Annotated in this window: 17 protein-coding genes and 1 other RNA gene; 9 read left to right on the forward strand and 9 right to left on the reverse strand. The window is 44.6% G+C overall.

The window, feature by feature from the left end; all coding sequences use genetic code 11:
- Positions 1-92 precede the first annotated feature (92 nt).
- From epd to mscS, 4 genes are all read left to right on the forward strand, one after another.
- Positions 93-1,142, forward strand: coding sequence for an erythrose-4-phosphate dehydrogenase (gene epd / locus F0229_RS05340; RefSeq protein ID WP_171732458.1), 1,050 nt, complete (start codon positions 93-95; stop codon positions 1,140-1,142).
- A 166-nt stretch (positions 1,143-1,308) separates the two neighbouring features.
- Positions 1,309-2,472, forward strand: coding sequence for a phosphoglycerate kinase (locus F0229_RS05345; protein WP_017059064.1), 1,164 nt, complete (start codon positions 1,309-1,311; stop codon positions 2,470-2,472).
- 155 nt (positions 2,473-2,627) lie between these two features.
- Positions 2,628-3,704 (forward strand): class II fructose-bisphosphate aldolase, encoded by a 1,077-nt coding sequence (gene fbaA, locus F0229_RS05350; RefSeq protein WP_171732412.1) that lies wholly within the window; start codon positions 2,628-2,630, stop codon positions 3,702-3,704.
- A gap of 378 nt (positions 3,705-4,082) precedes the next feature.
- Positions 4,083-4,949 (forward strand): small-conductance mechanosensitive channel MscS, encoded by an 867-nt coding sequence (gene mscS / locus F0229_RS05355; protein ID WP_171732413.1) that lies wholly within the window; start codon positions 4,083-4,085, stop codon positions 4,947-4,949.
- Positions 4,950-5,030: 81 nt separating this feature from the next.
- Here mscS and F0229_RS05360 read toward each other — a convergent pair whose 3' ends face one another.
- Entirely contained in the window at positions 5,031-5,660 is a 630-nt protein-coding gene (locus F0229_RS05360; protein ID WP_171732414.1) for a LysE/ArgO family amino acid transporter, read from the reverse strand.
- A 142-nt stretch (positions 5,661-5,802) separates the two neighbouring features.
- Between F0229_RS05360 and F0229_RS05365 the strand changes: the two genes are divergently transcribed.
- The gene (locus F0229_RS05365) at positions 5,803-6,699 is read left to right on the forward strand and encodes a LysR family transcriptional regulator ArgP (RefSeq protein WP_171732415.1); all 897 of its coding nucleotides are present in this window, start codon (positions 5,803-5,805) and stop codon (positions 6,697-6,699) included.
- A 111-nt stretch (positions 6,700-6,810) separates the two neighbouring features.
- Positions 6,811-7,524 carry an oxidative stress defense protein gene (locus F0229_RS05370; protein ID WP_017059059.1) on the forward strand — a complete coding sequence of 238 codons (714 nt, stop codon included), beginning with the start codon at positions 6,811-6,813 and terminating at the stop codon, positions 7,522-7,524.
- A gap of 112 nt (positions 7,525-7,636) precedes the next feature.
- Here F0229_RS05370 and serA read toward each other — a convergent pair whose 3' ends face one another.
- The 5 genes from serA to zapA all read right to left on the reverse strand — a co-directional run bounded on the left by serA (position 7,637) and on the right by zapA (position 11,018).
- The gene (gene serA, locus F0229_RS05375; RefSeq protein WP_171732416.1) at positions 7,637-8,866 is read right to left on the reverse strand and encodes a phosphoglycerate dehydrogenase; all 1,230 of its coding nucleotides are present in this window, start codon (positions 8,864-8,866) and stop codon (positions 7,637-7,639) included.
- Between the two features lie 261 nt (positions 8,867-9,127).
- A complete protein-coding gene (gene rpiA / locus F0229_RS05380) occupies positions 9,128-9,784 on the reverse strand; it encodes a ribose-5-phosphate isomerase RpiA (protein ID WP_017059057.1) in 657 nt (218 codons plus the stop codon).
- An 85-nt stretch (positions 9,785-9,869) separates the two neighbouring features.
- Complete coding sequence (locus F0229_RS05385) at positions 9,870-10,508, reverse strand: 5-formyltetrahydrofolate cyclo-ligase (protein ID WP_171732417.1); 639 nt, start codon at positions 10,506-10,508, stop codon at positions 9,870-9,872.
- A gap of 6 nt (positions 10,509-10,514) precedes the next feature.
- Positions 10,515-10,698: non-coding RNA, 6S RNA (gene ssrS, locus F0229_RS05390), on the reverse strand.
- Between the two features lie 11 nt (positions 10,699-10,709).
- Positions 10,710-11,018, reverse strand: coding sequence for a cell division protein ZapA (zapA, locus tag F0229_RS05395; protein ID WP_004735366.1), 309 nt, complete (start codon positions 11,016-11,018; stop codon positions 10,710-10,712).
- A gap of 308 nt (positions 11,019-11,326) precedes the next feature.
- Here zapA and F0229_RS05400 point away from each other — a divergent pair, with 308 nt between their 5' ends.
- From F0229_RS05400 to F0229_RS05410, 3 genes are read left to right on the forward strand one after another with little or no spacing between them, the layout of a single operon-like run.
- On the forward strand, positions 11,327-11,902 hold the full coding sequence (locus F0229_RS05400) for a YecA family protein (protein ID WP_017059055.1): 576 nt from the start codon (positions 11,327-11,329) through the stop codon (positions 11,900-11,902).
- Positions 11,903-11,926: 24 nt separating this feature from the next.
- A complete protein-coding gene (gene ubiH, locus F0229_RS05405; protein ID WP_171732418.1) occupies positions 11,927-13,105 on the forward strand; it encodes a 2-octaprenyl-6-methoxyphenyl hydroxylase in 1,179 nt (392 codons plus the stop codon).
- An 11-nt stretch (positions 13,106-13,116) separates the two neighbouring features.
- Complete coding sequence (locus F0229_RS05410) at positions 13,117-14,340, forward strand: FAD-dependent 2-octaprenylphenol hydroxylase (protein ID WP_102321427.1); 1,224 nt, start codon at positions 13,117-13,119, stop codon at positions 14,338-14,340.
- A gap of 111 nt (positions 14,341-14,451) precedes the next feature.
- On the opposite strand, the gene F0229_RS05415 is transcribed toward F0229_RS05410, so the two are convergent.
- From F0229_RS05415 to ygfZ, 3 genes are all read right to left on the reverse strand, one after another.
- Positions 14,452-14,658 carry a DUF1107 domain-containing protein gene (locus F0229_RS05415; protein ID WP_009847660.1) on the reverse strand — a complete coding sequence of 69 codons (207 nt, stop codon included), beginning with the start codon at positions 14,656-14,658 and terminating at the stop codon, positions 14,452-14,454.
- Positions 14,659-15,215: 557 nt separating this feature from the next.
- Positions 15,216-15,677, reverse strand: coding sequence for an aminoacyl-tRNA deacylase (locus F0229_RS05420; RefSeq protein WP_029235114.1), 462 nt, complete (start codon positions 15,675-15,677; stop codon positions 15,216-15,218).
- Between the two features lie 4 nt (positions 15,678-15,681).
- Entirely contained in the window at positions 15,682-16,653 is a 972-nt protein-coding gene (gene ygfZ / locus F0229_RS05425; protein WP_017059051.1) for a tRNA-modifying protein YgfZ, read from the reverse strand.
- Positions 16,654-16,716 lie beyond the last annotated feature (63 nt).

Genomic DNA, 16,716 nt, shown 5'->3' on the forward strand with positions numbered 1-16,716 from the left:
GTCTTAACTAAACGGCGTTATTCAAGTAATGCCTTTTGGGTAGGATTCAGTTATCATCTGTTGCACGAAATTTTGGTTAGATGTACGGAACTATGCTAAAAGTCGCGATAAACGGATTTGGAAGAATAGGGCGTAATGTATTACGCGCTGTCTATGAAAGTGGCAAAAGCCAACAAATCAAAGTAGTAGCTGTTAATGAGCTTGCTCAGCCTGACGCTATGGCTCATCTATTGCAATACGACACCAGTCACGGCCGCTTCGGCAAGAAAATCTCCAACGATCAAGAGCACATCTATGTCCATCACGGCATTGGTGCGGAAGATAAAGGTGAGTTCGATACCATTCGTATCTTACATCTTGCTGATATTGAGCTGTTGCCTTGGCGTGACCTAGAAGTGGATATTGTTCTCGACTGTACCGGAATTTATGGTTGCCGAGATGACGGCCTAGCGCACATTGCTGCTGGGGCAAAAAAGGTACTGTTTTCTCACCCTGGTGCCAATGACCTCGATAACACCATTATCTATGGTGTGAATCACGATACCATTGAAGCGGACCACCGAATCGTTTCCAATGGCTCATGCACCACCAACTGTATTGTCCCTATCATTAAGGTTCTTGATGACGCCTTTGGCATTGAGTCCGGTACTATTACGACTATTCACTCTTCAATGAATGATCAACAAGTTATCGATGCGTACCACAGCGATTTACGTCGTACTCGAGCGGCAAGCCAATCGATCATTCCTGTCGATACCAAGTTGCATAAAGGTATTGAAAGAATCTTCCCGAAATTTTCCAACAAATTTGAAGCTATATCTGTGCGTGTTCCGACGGTAAACGTAACAGCGATGGATTTAAGTGTCACAATTAATGCAAATGTGAAAGTTAATGACGTAAATCAAACCATTGTTAATGCATCCCAGTGTACATTACACAATATAGTTGACTATACTGAAGCGCCGCTCGTTTCCATCGACTTTAATCACGATCCCCATAGCGCAATCGTTGATGGTTCACAAACGCGAGTGAGCAACGGCCACTTAGTTAAAATGCTAGTGTGGTGTGATAATGAATGGGGCTTTGCGAACCGAATGCTGGATACGGTTCTTGCAATGCAAGCTTCTGAAGGCAAGAAGTAAGACCTAGAAGCAAATGTGCGGATTATTTATTTTTTAGCTTGAAATAAATACTAAGAGTCCACATATTATTAGTAGTGAAAGAATTACCAGTTGAATAATTTATAGGCTTAGCAGGGTTGCTGAGTTTCCAAAACTTTATATTTATTTAAATTTGAGAGGACAAATCATGTCTGTGATCAAGATGACTGACCTGGAACTTGCAGGTAAACGCGTATTTATCCGTGCTGACCTAAACGTACCAGTAAAAGACGGTAAAGTAACTTCAGATGCACGTATCCTTGCATCTCTACCAACTATCAAACTTTGCCTAGAAGCTGGCGCAAAGGTAATGGTTACTTCTCACCTTGGTCGTCCTACTGAAGGCGAATACAACGAAGAGTTCTCTCTAGCTCCTGTAGTTAACTACCTAAACGACGCACTAGACTGCGAAGTTAAACTAGCTAAAGATTACGTAAACGGCCTTGAGCTAAACGCTGGTGAACTTGTTGTTCTTGAAAACGTTCGCTTTAACAAAGGCGAGAAGAAGAACGAAGAAGCACTTTCTAAGCAATACGCTGCACTATGCGACATCTTCGTAATGGATGCATTCGGTACAGCTCACCGTGCTCAAGCTTCTACACACGGCGTTGGTACTTACGCTCCTGTAGCATGTGCTGGCCCTCTTCTAGCTGCTGAGCTTGAAGCGCTTGGTAAAGCAATGGACAACCCAGCTCGCCCACTAGTGGCTATCGTTGGTGGTTCTAAAGTTTCTACTAAACTAACCGTTCTAGAATCTCTTTCTAAAATTGCTGACCAGCTTGTTGTTGGTGGTGGTATCGCGAACACATTCATCGCTGCTGAAGGCCACAACGTAGGTAAGTCTCTATACGAAGCTGACCTAGTTGAAACTGCTCAGAAGCTAATGAAAGAGTGTGCTATCCCAGTAGCGACTGACGTTGCGTGTGCTAAAGCATTCGACGAAAACGCAGAAGCTGAAATCAAGCACGTTTCTGAAGTTCAAGACGACGACATGATCTTCGACCTTGGTCCAGATTCAACTGCGGCACTAGCTGAAATCATCGGCAACGCGAAAACTATCCTTTGGAACGGCCCTGTAGGCGTATTCGAATTCAAGAACTTCGAAGCGGGTACAGCTGGTATCTCTAAAGCAATCGCTGAGTCTGCAGGTTTCTCTGTAGCAGGTGGTGGTGACACGCTAGCAGCTATCGACAAGTTCGGTATCAAAGCTGACGTTTCTTACATCTCTACTGGCGGTGGCGCTTTCCTTGAATTCGTTGAAGGTAAAGTACTTCCTGCAGTAGCAATGCTTGAAGAGCGTGCTAAAGCATAATTGATTTAGAAAGGCGAGATGTGAATCTCGCCTTTTAACGTTTGCTGCATATCACACTTTTTTGCTAGAATGGCACAAGTTGTGAGCAAACGATTGCAAGTTTTTGAACTTAAGTTTTTTAATCTTAAAACGATAGAATAAATAGGACTATTTCCATGTCTAAGATCTTCGATTTTGTAAAACCTGGTGTAATTTCTGGCGATGACGTACAGAAAGTATTTGAAATCGCAAAAGAGAACAAGTTTGCACTTCCTGCTGTAAACGTTGTTAACACTGATTCAATCAACGGTGTTCTAGAAGCAGCAGCTAAAGTTAAAGCTCCTGTTGTTGTTCAGTTCTCTAACGGCGGTGCTGGTTTCTTCGCTGGTAAAGGCGTTAAACTTGAAGGTCAAGGCGCACAAATCCTTGGCGCTGTTGCTGGTGCAAAATACGTACACGCTGTTGCTGAGTCTTACGGTGTTCCAGTTATCCTGCACACTGACCACGCTGCTAAGAAACTTCTTCCATGGATCGACGGTCTACTAGACGCTGGTGAAGAGTTCTTCGCACAAACTGGTAAGCCTCTTTTCTCTTCTCACATGATCGATCTTTCTGAAGAGTCTCTAGAAGAGAACATCGAAACATGTGCTAAGTACCTAGAGCGCATGGCTAAAATGAACATGACTCTAGAAATCGAACTAGGTTGTACTGGTGGTGAAGAAGATGGCGTTGATAACTCTGATATGGACGCATCTGAGCTTTACACTTCTCCAGAAGACGTAGCATACGCTTACGAGAAACTAATGGCTGTTAGCCCTCGTTTCACTATCGCGGCTTCTTTCGGTAACGTACACGGTGTTTACCAAGCAGGTAACGTTGTACTAACTCCAACTATCCTACGTGACTCTCAAGCATACTGTGCAGAGAAGTTCGGTATCGCACCTAACGCTCTAAACTTCGTATTCCACGGTGGTTCTGGTTCTTCTGAAGCAGAAATCCAAGAGTCTATCGGTTACGGTGTTATCAAAATGAACATCGATACTGATACACAGTGGGCAACTTGGGATGGTATCCGTACTTACTCTGCTGAAAACTTCGATTACCTACAAGGTCAAATCGGTAACCCTAAAGGCGAAGACCAACCAAACAAGAAGTTCTACGATCCACGCGTATGGCTACGTGCTGGTCAAGCTTCAATGGTTACTCGTCTTGAGAAAGCATTTGCTGACCTTAACGCTATCGACGTACTATAATTCTTTGAATTAAGTACTCTTTAAATTTTAAAAACCCGCTCATTGAGCGGGTTTTTTTATATCTGATAAAAACTTGTATTAAATATGTGAAAAACCTAGCCTCCGGTGAATAAATTTCGTAGTCTTTTAGTTATCGGTATTTGTGTTTATCGGTAAGTTTTAATAATTCAAAAGCTTACATAAATATGACTTTGCAATCTGTCAAAGATAGGATATCGTGCCAGAAAATCTGAACTTGGTTCAGTTTATAAAAAGGACTTGGCTTTAATTTACTTTGAACACAATGACTTAACGGTCATTAACCTGTTTATTATATTGCAGAGTAAATTAGGCTTAAGGCAGTTTAGCCCATAGCATATTATATAGAGGATGCACATTATGGCTGATAGTTCGACAGCGATTGAGACTCCACTTGTGGATGGTTTGTCTCAAGCAGAGCAGTGGTTAACAAATAATTCAGATTTATTTATCCAATATGGCGTAAATATCATTTCAGCACTGATAATTCTATTTATTGGTAACCTTATTGTTAAAGCCGTAGCGAATAGCGTGTCTAAGGTTCTTCAGAAGAAGAAAATGGACCGAGCGGTTATTGAGTTTATTCACGGTTTAGTCCGTTACTTATTGTTTGTTATTGTTTTAATTGCTGCACTTGGTCGTTTAGGTGTTCAAACGGCATCCGTAGTTGCTGTTATTGGTGCGGCTGGTTTAGCCGTTGGTCTTGCACTACAAGGCTCACTATCTAACTTTGCTGCTGGTGTACTTATCGTCGCATTCCGTCCATTCAAGTCTGGTGACTACGTGGAAATTGGTGGTGTTGCGGGTTCAGTGGATTCAATTCAGATCTTCCAAACTGTTCTAACAACGCCAGATAACAAAATGGTAGTGGTACCAAACGGTAGCGTTATTGGTAGCCCAATTACTAACTACTCTCGTCATGACACACGTCGTATCGACCTAATGATCGGTGTTTCTTACGGTGCTGATCTACAAAAGACCAAAGAACTTCTGACTAAGATTTGTGAATCTGATGAGCGTGTATTGAAAGAGCCTGGTGTTCAAGTTGGTGTTCACACACTAGCGGACTCTTCAGTAAACTTTGTGGTTCGCCCATGGGTTAGTACTGCAGAGTACTGGAATGTTTACTTCGACCTGATGCAAGCAATCAAAGAAGGCTTGGATAAAGAAGGTATCGAAATTCCATTCCCACAAATGGATGTTCACATGAACAAAGTTGAGGGCTAATAAAGCTTCGACAAGTTGAATAAAAAGGCGGATAACTTAGGTTATCCGCCTTTTTTGTTGGTTTCATGAAGCTAAATAGATTTACCAGTATTGCTCAATAAGTCCATCGGTAAGCACCGTTGCTATGGCGAACATCATGGTTGCGACTGCGATATCAATGCCTTTCTTAACCTTAGGTTTAGATAGCGTCGGGCCTAGTTTTGCAGCGCCTAATGACAAAGAATAGAACCAGACGAACGAAGCCAATATAGTCCCCATAGCAAATGCAATTCTGTCGTTGCCTTCAAATTGCCCACCAATGGATCCAAGAATTACCACGGTATCCAAATAGAGGTGAGGGTTTAATACTGTAACCGCCAATGCACCCAAAATAACGGTGCGCTTACCGCGAGCCAGTATCTCTCCTTTCGACTCCTCGCTTGAGGGTGCTTTAAAGGCACTGCGCAGTGATAACAAACCATACACGGTTAGAAAAGCGATGCCGCCTAACGTCACTGAGGTGAGTAGCAATTCATTTTGCGACAGAATCGCACCGCCACCAAAGATACCCAATGAGATAAACAGAGTATCGAGCAGGCTACAGATTGTCGCGGTGGTTAAATGGTGGTTGCGCTTTATCCCTTGATTTAGGACGTACGCATTCTGAGCGCCAATAGGGATAATCATGCTTGCCCCTAGACCAAAACCTTGTAATAAAACCCAAAAACTCATTTTAACCTCCACTTATTTAACGATATTTACGTGCTATATGGCGAAGATACTCCGCCCCTTTAAATAAGTATAATTAATGATTTTAATCTATTATTAGAGTTGCTAATGTGGTGGTGAGATAGCTTAAAAAGGAAGCAAATTGATGCGCGGATTGGATTATAAATGGATAGAAGCACTGGATGCCGTAGTAAAACAACGTGGCTTCGAAAGGGCTGCTGAGCAGTTATATATATCCCAGTCGGCGATATCTCAGCGCATCAAACAGCTGGAAAAGTGGTTGGCTCAGCCTGCCTTAGTGAGAGAAAGCCCGCCTAGGCCAACGCCTGCGGGTAAAAAATTACTGGGCTTATATCGTCGTGTTCGGTTGTTAGAGCACGAACTTGTGCCTGAGTTGATGAATGAAGAGGGAACTCAGCCACTATCGATATCCATAGCCACCAACGCTGATAGTTTGGCGACATGGCTGCTACCGGCTTTGTCGGATGTGATGAAATCTCGCCAAGTCGAGTTGAACCTCGCGATTCATGGTGAGTCGAGAACCATTGAAAAGATAAAAAGTGGCGAGGTGGCAGGTGCAATCAGTTTGGAGTCTCAAGCGATTCCAGGCTGCAGTGCCGACTATCTTGGTAGGATGGATTATGTGTGTGTGGCTAGCCCTGATTTTCATCAGCGTTACTTTGCAGAGGGCGTAAACTACGCCACTTTAAGCAAAGCGCCTGCGGTTTCCTATGATCAATACGATGATCTGCATAAGAAGTTTCTGCATGATCATTTTAACGTCCCGAGAGACAGTGTGATCAATCATACAGTCGGCAGTTCAGAAGCATTTGTGCGCTTGGCATTATCGGGTGTAGCCTATTGCTTGATCCCCCGATTACAGATTATCGATGAGCTCGAGTCTGGTGCTCTGATTGATATTACCCCTGGCTTTCTGCTCTCTTATCGCATCTATTGGCACCATTGGCAGCTTGAGAGCGGAGTATTAAAAGAGGTATCCCAAGCAATATTGAGTTTTGCTCACAATCACTTACCTCAGTAAACTGTTGGTTTTTTCAGCGTCAAAGTTCTGTTAGAAGTGTGTGCTCTGGATTGGCTAAACGATAAATTGCTCTATGATGAAAGGACATTTGTTTAGCATAGGTCATACCTAATGAAGCTTGTACCAAAGATGTTAGCAACGTCTCTTACTCTTACTGCGGCGTTGAGTGCTGTGAGTTTTCCATCATTGGCTGACTCTCCATCCTTTCCTCATATTTCAACGACAGGCTATGGTGAAGTGATCGCTACACCTGATATGGCGACATTCTCTGTGAGAGTCGTGGAATCGACGATGACTGCTGAACAGGCTAAAAATACCGTTGATAAAGTCGTGACAGGCTTTCTAAACAAGCTACATCAAGCTGGTGTTGATGAGGCGAGTGTACACAGCTCTAACCTGTATTTATCTCCTCAATATCATTACCCGAAAGATGGCAAACCGGAACTGGTTGGCTACCGCGCCTCACGTAATGTGACCGTTCAAGTGACTGAGCTAGCTAATCTTAATGAGTACATGGATATTGCGATTGGAGAAGGCATTAATCAGATCGACAACATCCAACTGCAAGTTCGCGACCAAGCTAAGTATCAAGAGCAAGCGCGCTTAGAAGCCATTAAAGATGCGACATCAAAAGCTAAATCATTGGCGAGTGGTTTTGAGCGCGAGTTAGGTGATGTATGGCGCGTGGATTACAACGCCCAATCTTCTCAGCCAGTACTCATGCGTTCAATGGCGATGGATGCAAGAACAGAATCGAACTCTTATGAAGACTCAACGATCACCATTCGTGATCGCGTGAATGTGATCTACCAGATCGAAGAGTAATGACAGTGCTATAGAAGGTTTTGGATCATGACGGCCTAATTACCTACGATAGGCCAAATGCTAAAAAGGCTCTCATGATGAGAGCCTTTTTTATGCATTTTGAGTGCGATGATTAGTGAAGAAGACGAGCACGGATTGTGCCTTCGATCTCTTTCAGTTTAAGCAGTGCTTCTTCAGAGCGATCGGCTTCTACATCGATAACGACATAACCCATATCAGCCGCAGTCTGTAGGTATTGACCCGCGATGTTGATCCCTTCCTCAGCGAAGATGGTGTTGATCTGAGTTAGGATGCCTGGGCGGTTTTCGTGAATGTGTAATAAACGAGACGTTCCAGTATGCAGTGGTAGTGACACCTCAGGGAAGTTAACACTTGATAGCGTAGAGCCGTTATCAGAGTATTTCGCTAGCTTACCAGCAACTTCAACACCAATGTTCTCTTGTGCTTCTTGAGTTGAACCACCCACGTGAGGCGTTAGGATCACGTTATCGAACTGCATTAATGGAGACTCAAACGGGTCTGCATTGGTTTTTGGTTCTGTTGGGAAAACATCAATAGCCGCACCTGCAAGGTGTCCAGACTCCAGAGCGCCACACAGAGCAGGAATATCGACTACCGTGCCACGAGCTGCGTTGATAAAGATAGAACCAGGCTTCATGCGCTCGAACTCTTCTTTACCCATCATGTCTTTTGTTTCGTTGGTTTCAGGTACATGCAAAGAGATTACGTCACACTTGTTCAGTAATTCCGTCATGGTATGAACTTGCGTTGCGTTACCCAGAGACAGTTTGTTTTCAATGTCGTAGAAGTAAACACGCATGCCAAGGTTTTCAGCAATAATACCCAGTTGAGTACCGATGTGACCGTAGCCAATAATACCTAAACGCTTACCACGGGCTTCGTAAGAGTTGTCTGCACTCTTTTTCCAGATACCACGGTGAGCAAGGGCGTTCTTTTCTGGAATGCCACGTAGTAGTAATAAAATCTGACCAAGAACGAGCTCAGCAACGCTTCGAGTGTTTGAGAACGGTGCGTTGAACACGGGGATACCGCGTTTTGCTGCTGCTTGAAGGTTGACTTGGTTAGTACCAATACAGAAACAACCAATAGCAACCAGTTTTTCAGCTGCATCAATAACTTCTTGGGAGATGTTAGTGCGAGAACGAATACCAATGAAGTGAGCATCTTTAACTGCTTCAAGAAGTTCATCTTCCGGTAGCGAGCCTTTGTGGTACTCAATGTTTGTGTAACCAGCGGCTTGCAGTACTTCTACAGAAGAAGGGTGAAGACCTTCTAGAAGTAGAATTTTTATTTTTTCTTTTTCCAGTGAAACTTTGGCCATTGTTCTCGTCCTTAAAATGGAAAGGTTGGGCAAATGCGGCGCACGTGCTACAAAATGGCTGAAAGGGGAACAAATTCACCACTTTGTTAGGAGACAAACGTTTTCCCTGTGCGTCTTCTGAACAATAAAGTAACAAAAAAAAAATGTTTTGGGTAAGAAAATTACGGAATAAGACATAATTTTACAGCAATAAAGCAAAAAAAACGGCGCCCTAGGGCGCCGTATGTAATGAAGTAACAGAAAAACTCAATCTTCTATTATTTATTCTTCGATTTTTGCACCTTCAGGCGTGCCGGTGATAACCACATCAGCACCACGGTGAGCGAACAGACCAACCGTCACCACACCAGCTATACCATTGATGATATCTTCTAGTTGTTTCGGGTTTTCGATCGCCATGCCGTACACATCTAGGATCACGTTGCCGTTATCGGTTGTGCAGCCTTCGCGGTAAACTGGGTCACCACCAAGCTTAACCAACTCACGTGCCACGTATGAACGTGCCATTGGGATTACTTCAACAGGCAGTGGGAATTTACCCAACACATCAACTGCTTTAGTACCGTCAACAATACACACAAACTTATCAGAGATAGCCGCTACGATTTTTTCACGAGTCAAAGCAGCGCCGCCGCCTTTGATCATATCGCGAGTTGGGTTGATTTCATCTGCGCCATCAACATAGATGTCTAGCTTAGCGACATCGTTACACTCATACACTTTGATCTCTAGCTCTTCTAGTCGCTGCGTTGAAGCAACAGAGCTTGAAACCGCACCTTTGATTTTGTCTTTCATTGTGCCTAGTGCGTCGATGAAGTGATTTACTGTAGAGCCAGTACCTACACCTACAATGCTGCCTTCTTCAACATATTGAAGTGCTGCCCAGCCAGCTGCTTTTTTCATTTCATCTTGAGTCATGCCATTCTCCTGAATAAGGTCTTGCGCTTTGAATTGATCGTTTGCGTAATGATGAAGTTAACGTTTAGATATTGAGTTAACGCTTCTATATCGAGGTTAACGTTTGCGGCGCGATTATAGCGCTTTCATGGTTGTTTTCCCATTGCCAAGTTTTACTCGGAGTCACGATTTTAGGTAACGGAATGTCCCATTCTTCAATCGGTAGCGTATCAACATGTTGGCAATCATGAGCCAAACCAATAGGAGCTGCACCTTCGCCCGTCTCGAACCACTTTGCCAAGGTGCGATCGTAATATCCGCCGCCCATACCTAAACGATGGCCATGGGAGTCAAAGCCGACAAGGGGCGTAAGAATAAGGTCGAGTTGCTGACAAGGTTTAACCAGCATTTGATTGAGCTGAGGTTCGACAATACCGTACTTATTCAAAACAGTGGGTGTGGTTGGCGAGTAGTGTAAAAACAGCAGGTGCCCGGCAGAGAAGGGGTGCAATACTGGTAAATAAATTTGCTTACCTTGCGCCCATAACCATTCGATTAAAGGCTGAGTATCGAGTTCGCCATCGATAGAGATATAGAGGGCAATATGCTGAGCAGACTGAATTTCATCAAGCTGCATGCACTGCTTAACTAAGTCGATACCGGATTGAGTTTGTTGGTCGCCAGATAAGGCATTGCGTTTGATACGGATCTGTTTGCGAAATTCGCTGCGTGTGAGCGTCTTCATAAGAAGGGATACCCCAAAGTGCCGTTGAGAATAGATGGCCCTTGAACCAGCGAGTTCAAGGCGGATCAGCAATGATTACCGTAGGCTTCTCGGTCGGGCCGAGCATGCTCAATAGCACTCAAGTACTAACCCTTAGGGATTGCTTATCGGCTCGGGGACGTGAATCCTCTGACAAACACTCCAGGGTAAATTTTGTGTACGCTATTGCTGTCCGTGCTTAACTTTACTGAGGACATCTGAAAGTGATGTCGTGAGCTGTTCCATTCGCTCGGTCAGTGCGTTTTGTTCATCATTTGCTTCAAACTTCTTGGTTTGTAATTCGTAGCAAATATTCAGAGCTGCGATAGTCAGCAGCTTCACTTCATTGGTTACCTTAGTACGTTCAGCCATCTCTTTCAATCGATTATCAAGATCGGCCGCCGCTGCAATCAATGACTCTTCTTGCCCTGGTGGACAATTCACTCGAGTCAGTTTTCCTAATATTTCAACGTCTACCGCTTGATTACTCATGATGGATGAACTCTTTAACGCGCTATTTTAAGGCTGTTGCCCTTCGCCATTTTTTGAGAAAGAAAAAGTGCAAGTACCGATGAGGAAGCAATCTCCTCTGAGGAAGAAACTATAGGTAAACCGCTATTAAGATTCAAGCTTTTCAGAGTGACTGTTTGTAAATGAGAGCTTGAGCACACAGTAATTCAGCAAATTGAACAATTGGTAGTCAGTCATCCTTCAATTGCTGGGGATCGATGCTTATCAGAATTGGGGTGAAGTGGTACGATTATACTATCGATATAAAGAATAACTGAGCGAGCTATCTGATGAGCGAAACTACTTTACCTGACTACCTAACGGTTGCGACTGAACTTCAATCGGCAAGTCTAGCCGTAACCCCTGCTGAGATGCACGGTTTATTAACGGGTATGTTAAGCGGAGGCTTAAGCCTTGCAGATAAAAGCTGGCAACCACTGATCTTCGATTACACCAATGAAGGCATGGGTTGGCCAGATCGCGCATTAACGCTAGCGGAAGCGACACTGAAAGTAACGACCAGTGAAATCACAGGTTCGGGTATGGAATTGTCTATGTTGCTGCCTGACGAAGACGCAAGCGCAAGCCTATTTGACTTGGCTGATGGTGTGTCTGATTGGATTAACCATTTCATTACTGGTCTAGGCTTGGTTGGCGCTCAATTGAACAAAGCGTCTGACAGTACAAAAGAAGCATTAGCTGATCTAGAAGAGATGGCTAAGCTAGGCATTGACGAAGAAGATGATCTGGAAGAGCAAGCGCAGCTTCTAGAGCACGTTATTGAGCACGTAAAAGCGTGTGCACTAACGATTCATGCTGAATTTGGTGCTCGCCCATCTGAAGATGCGGCGCCTACCATTCATTAATTCGTTGGCCGGTTTGAGGTTATGATGGCTCAGTATGATGTTGTAATTGCTGGTGGCGCAATGGCAGGGGCAACCTTAGCCCTTGCTTTGAATCACCTAAGCCAAGGTTCACTGTCGATTGCGGTAGTGGAGCCTTATCAGGTTGATCATCAAGCTCACCCTGGGTTTGATTCTCGTTCGATTGCTTTGTCCTATGGCACGGTGCAGATCCTGGATTCTTTGCGCTTATGGCAATCTATCGCTCCGGTCGCGACCCCGATTAAAGATATCCATGTTTCGGATCGCGGGCATGCCGGAATGACAGACATCTACAGTGAAGAGCTTGCTGTAGATGCGCTTGGCTACGTGGTCGAGTTAGCAGATGTGGGTCGAATCTATCAGCAGAAACTTGAATCAGAAGCGGCAATTACCATGCTTTGTCCTGAGTCTGTTAGTAAAGTTGAACGTGAAGAAGCGTTGACGACGATTGAACTGACAAGTGGGCAAACAGTAACCACTAAGTTACTGGTTGCTGCTGACGGTGCAATCTCAACCTGTTGCCAACAGCTCAATATCTCATTGAGTGAGCATGACTTTGAGCAAGTCGCTGTGATTGCCAATATTGTGGCGAGTGAACCTCACCAAGGTCGCGCATTTGAGCGTTTTACCCATCATGGGCCAGTTGCTCTATTACCGATGAGTGACAACCGTTTATCGCTGGTTTGGTGTTTAACACCAGAGCAAGCACAAAAAGTGATGATGCTAAACGACAATGAATTTCTTGAGCAATTGCAGAATGACTTTGGCTGGCGACTTGGCCGATTAGAGAAGGTCGGCAAGCGCGCGAGTTACCCTCTGATTCTTCGTCACCGACAGCAAAATATCTCTCATCGATTTGCCATTGTTGGTAATGCTGCTCAAACGCTTCACCCAATTGCGGGGCAAGGCTTTAACCTAGGCATCCGAGATGTGGCTTCCTTGGCAGAAGAGTTGTGTACCCAGTTAGATGATGTAGGTCGTTACCGTGGTCTTGTTAACTTTAGAAAGCGTAGAGAACAAGACCGAGACGCAACGATCACGTTGACTTCAAGCCTAGTTCACCTGTTCTCAAACGATTATATGACCGCTCGCATTGGGCGTAATCTTGGGTTAGCCGTAATAGATAACCTTCCACCACTTAAAGGTCCACTTTTGCGTCATACGCTTGGCCTAGTAGAAAGATAAGGTAATAAATAATGATGCAAAGTGTTGATATCGCGATTGTTGGTGGTGGCATGGTTGGCCTAGCGCTTGCTGCTGCCCTAAAAGACAGTGACCTAAGAATCGCTGTCATTGAAGGCAGAGCGCCTAGTGAAGGGCTGAGTGAGCTGCCTGATGTGCGTGTATCCGCGTTGAGTCGTTCTAGTGAAGTGATTCTTCGTAACCTAGGTGCATGGCAAGGTATCGAACAAAGACGCGCTGCACCGTATCAAGCGATGGAAGTGTGGGAACAAGACAGTTTCGCTCGTATTGAGTTTGACTCGACACGCTTGGCTCAGCCTAATCTTGGTCATATCGTTGAAAACCGTGTGATTCAATTAGCGCTGCTTGATCAGGTTAAGAAACAAGACAACGTCAGCCTGTATATGCCCGCAACGTGTAAAACGATGGCGATTGGTGAAAGTGAAGCTTGGTTAACATTGGACAATGGTCAAGCACTGACAGCTAAGTTAGTTGTTGGAGCAGACGGCGCAAACTCTTGGGTTCGTAAGCAGCAAGATATCCCATTAACACATTGGGATTACGGACACAGTGCGATTGTCGCGAACATCAAAACCACAGAGCCGCACCACAGCGTTGCTCGTCAAATCTTCACGCCTCAAGGCCCATTGGCATTCCTACCAATGCAACCAAGCAACATGAGCTCGATTGTTTGGTCTACGGAACCAAATCGTGCCGAGAAGCTGGTATCCATGTCGGATGTTGATTTTAATAAGCAGCTAACGGCAGAGTTCGACTCGAAGCTTGGATTGTGCGAAGTGGTTGGTGACCGTTTTGCCTTCCCACTGCGCATGCGTTATGCGCGTGACTTTGCGGTAGAGCGTGTGGCTTTGGTTGGTGATGCTGCTCATACCATTCACCCATTAGCAGGGCAGGGTGTGAACCTTGGCTTATTAGACGCAGCAAGTTTAGCGCAAGAGCTGTTAAAGCTATGGTCTGCGGGTGAGGATATTGGCACCAAGCGTAATCTTCGCGGCTACGAGCGCTGGAGAAAAGCAGAGGCGGCGAAAATGATTGCTTCAATGCAGGGCTTCAAAGATCTGTTTGAAGGCGATAACCCAGCTAAGAAGCTGATTCGTGGTATTGGTATGAAGCTAGCGGGCCAATTACCGGGTGCGAAAGATGAGATCATGAAGCGCGCACTGGGTTTGTCTGGCAATCTTCCTGACTTAGCTAAGCGTCCAGTGACTCATCGATAATGACATAGTGTTCTGGTGGTTTATCGAATCATCATTGATACGAAAATAGGTACGAAAAAAGGGTTGGCATAATGCCAACCCTTTTTGTTTTTAATTCTGTAGATAATCAGGTCATGCGTACGCGCAGCGCAGTTTCATGATTTCACTATTTATTTCTTTCACTGTTTGAAAGTGACGTTTTTCTGCTCGGTCTGGTAGCACTAGCTTACCGTTATCAAACTCAAATTTTCCTACGCCGTAAATGTAGATTCGTCCTTTGAAAAGTCGACTTACATGTTTAGCAATCATACTCGGTGTATAGCGCTTAAACAGTCTCATTCTTAATTATCCTTATATTTACCTAGCCTGCATATTATAGAAAAACTCCGAGATAATAATTGTGATAAGCATGGAGTTATATGCAGTAGCGTTGACGTTAATTAGATATTTGTGCTGTTCTAAGCACTTTCTTCAGTAAATATCTATTTTTACGTGAGCTCCTCCCCAAAATAATACTGAGTAGTGAACTGCCGTGAACTTTTCTGTTCAGTATTAAGCAGTGATAATGTTACAAGTATAAGAATAGGCGGGATTTTTTTGTTTGTGTAATCAAATTGTAAATTTCGGACAAAAAAAAGCCCGTCTAAAACGGGCGAATAGTCACAGATGCATTACACAAAAGTGGATACTGATGTTACTCAGTGGATTCACTTGCACTGATTTGCTTAATAGCTAGTCAGTAAATTTACAATAACGCAAATTTAACTTTGTGACTACTTATGCTTTTATTTTGAGTAACTATTTATTAATGGTGTGTTCTTCTTATGACGAGGTTCACACTAAAAATGTACTCAATGAAATATTAAAATGAAGTTTGCGAAGCATGATCTAAACGATCATCGACTGATGTCCGCGACGGTCGGTGCACATAGCGCCATAAGATCATTGAGATCCAGCGCAACGCCAGCCATTCGGTCGCCGGAGCTAATGGTTACGGTCGAGTTGTTTTGAATGGAAGGATCAAAAATGATCGGCATGTGTCTCTTGAGAGCGAGCGGACCAACACAACCCACTTTAAAACCGGTGATCGCTTCAACATCAGCGAGCGACACGCAGGTCATTCGACGGCAATTCAGTACCGAGCGTACTTTCTTGGGGTCGACAGAGCGATCGCCAGCAGTACAGGCTAACGCATACTGGTTGCCCATATCCTTGAGCAGGATGCACTTCACCATTTGAGAGGCGTCGATGCCTCGCTCTTGTGCAGTTTCTTCAATGCTGGTGGTTGGCTTGCTTTGCATCAGCAGGCGATAATTCACCTGCTGTTGATCCAGCCATTGTGTAATCTGCGTTTCCACGTGGTTACTCGTCGTCAAGGCTGTACGGCAGTGGCAGGATATTCCATGTTTGATCAGGCTGCGCGGTCAGTCGCAGCTGAACATCGTCATCAAGGTTGTTTGGCAGTACCATCAAACCAATCGCTCGGTTATCAGCAAATTGATAGACGTTTAATAGTCGGCCTGCGCCACGCCAGTTCTCACCCACACTACGTTCCAGTTCAATAGGGTTTTCTAACGACAGCACGTCCGCAGTTGTGCCCGACACAATGCGCATCTCACGCTTGTTCATGCCACGGTACTTAGCACGAGCAACCGTTTCTTGACCTGTGTAACAGCCTTTTGAAAAGCTGATACCGCCAATCGCTTGCAGGTTAAGCGCTTGAGGGATGTGCTCGTTTTGCTCTGCTTTCGATAGGTTAGGCTGAGCATCAAGAATTTCATGATATTGCCAAAGTGTTTCTGATACTTTCTCCGCAGCGCTGTTTGATACCAAGGCTTCAGCGGCTTCTTCTGTCACAAGTAGAGCCCAGCGATTGTCTGAGACTTTAACCGCTGTGCCACCAGAGATAGCACGCACGTTACCTTGGCCTTCTGAAATTGAATCAATATATTGATCCGCAGACGCGCCCATCACACCGATAACAACATCTGTCGTTTGCTCGATATCAACCTTAGAGAACACGGCGTATTTTTTGATTTCGACCAGCTCTACTTCAATCGCAGATTTAGGCTGCATGAGTGCGTAACCGCCATTGTGATGGAACAGGCGGAAGATGCTCCATACCTTTCCTTTTGCATCACAGTGCGCGCCTAACGTGGATTCATCATTAGGAAGAGTGACGACATCGCACGTTACTTGACCCTGTAGGTACGACTTTTTGTCATCGCCTATCATGGTGATTGCGCTCCAGTCTGACACGTGTGTCATCATCAGTTCTGGAAGCGATTCATTTTGCGTATGAGCGAGTGGCTGAAATGTGTTTTTCCAATCCATTTTATCTTTCCTAAGAATTTTATTTGGCTCTATGTTAATCCGGTTCTGTTTCTTTGTCAGCCT

Origin of the sequence: Vibrio sp. AIC-3, assembly GCF_013114515.1 — a bacterium.
In the GTDB taxonomy this organism is placed as follows: domain Bacteria; phylum Pseudomonadota; class Gammaproteobacteria; order Enterobacterales; family Vibrionaceae; genus Vibrio; species Vibrio crassostreae_C.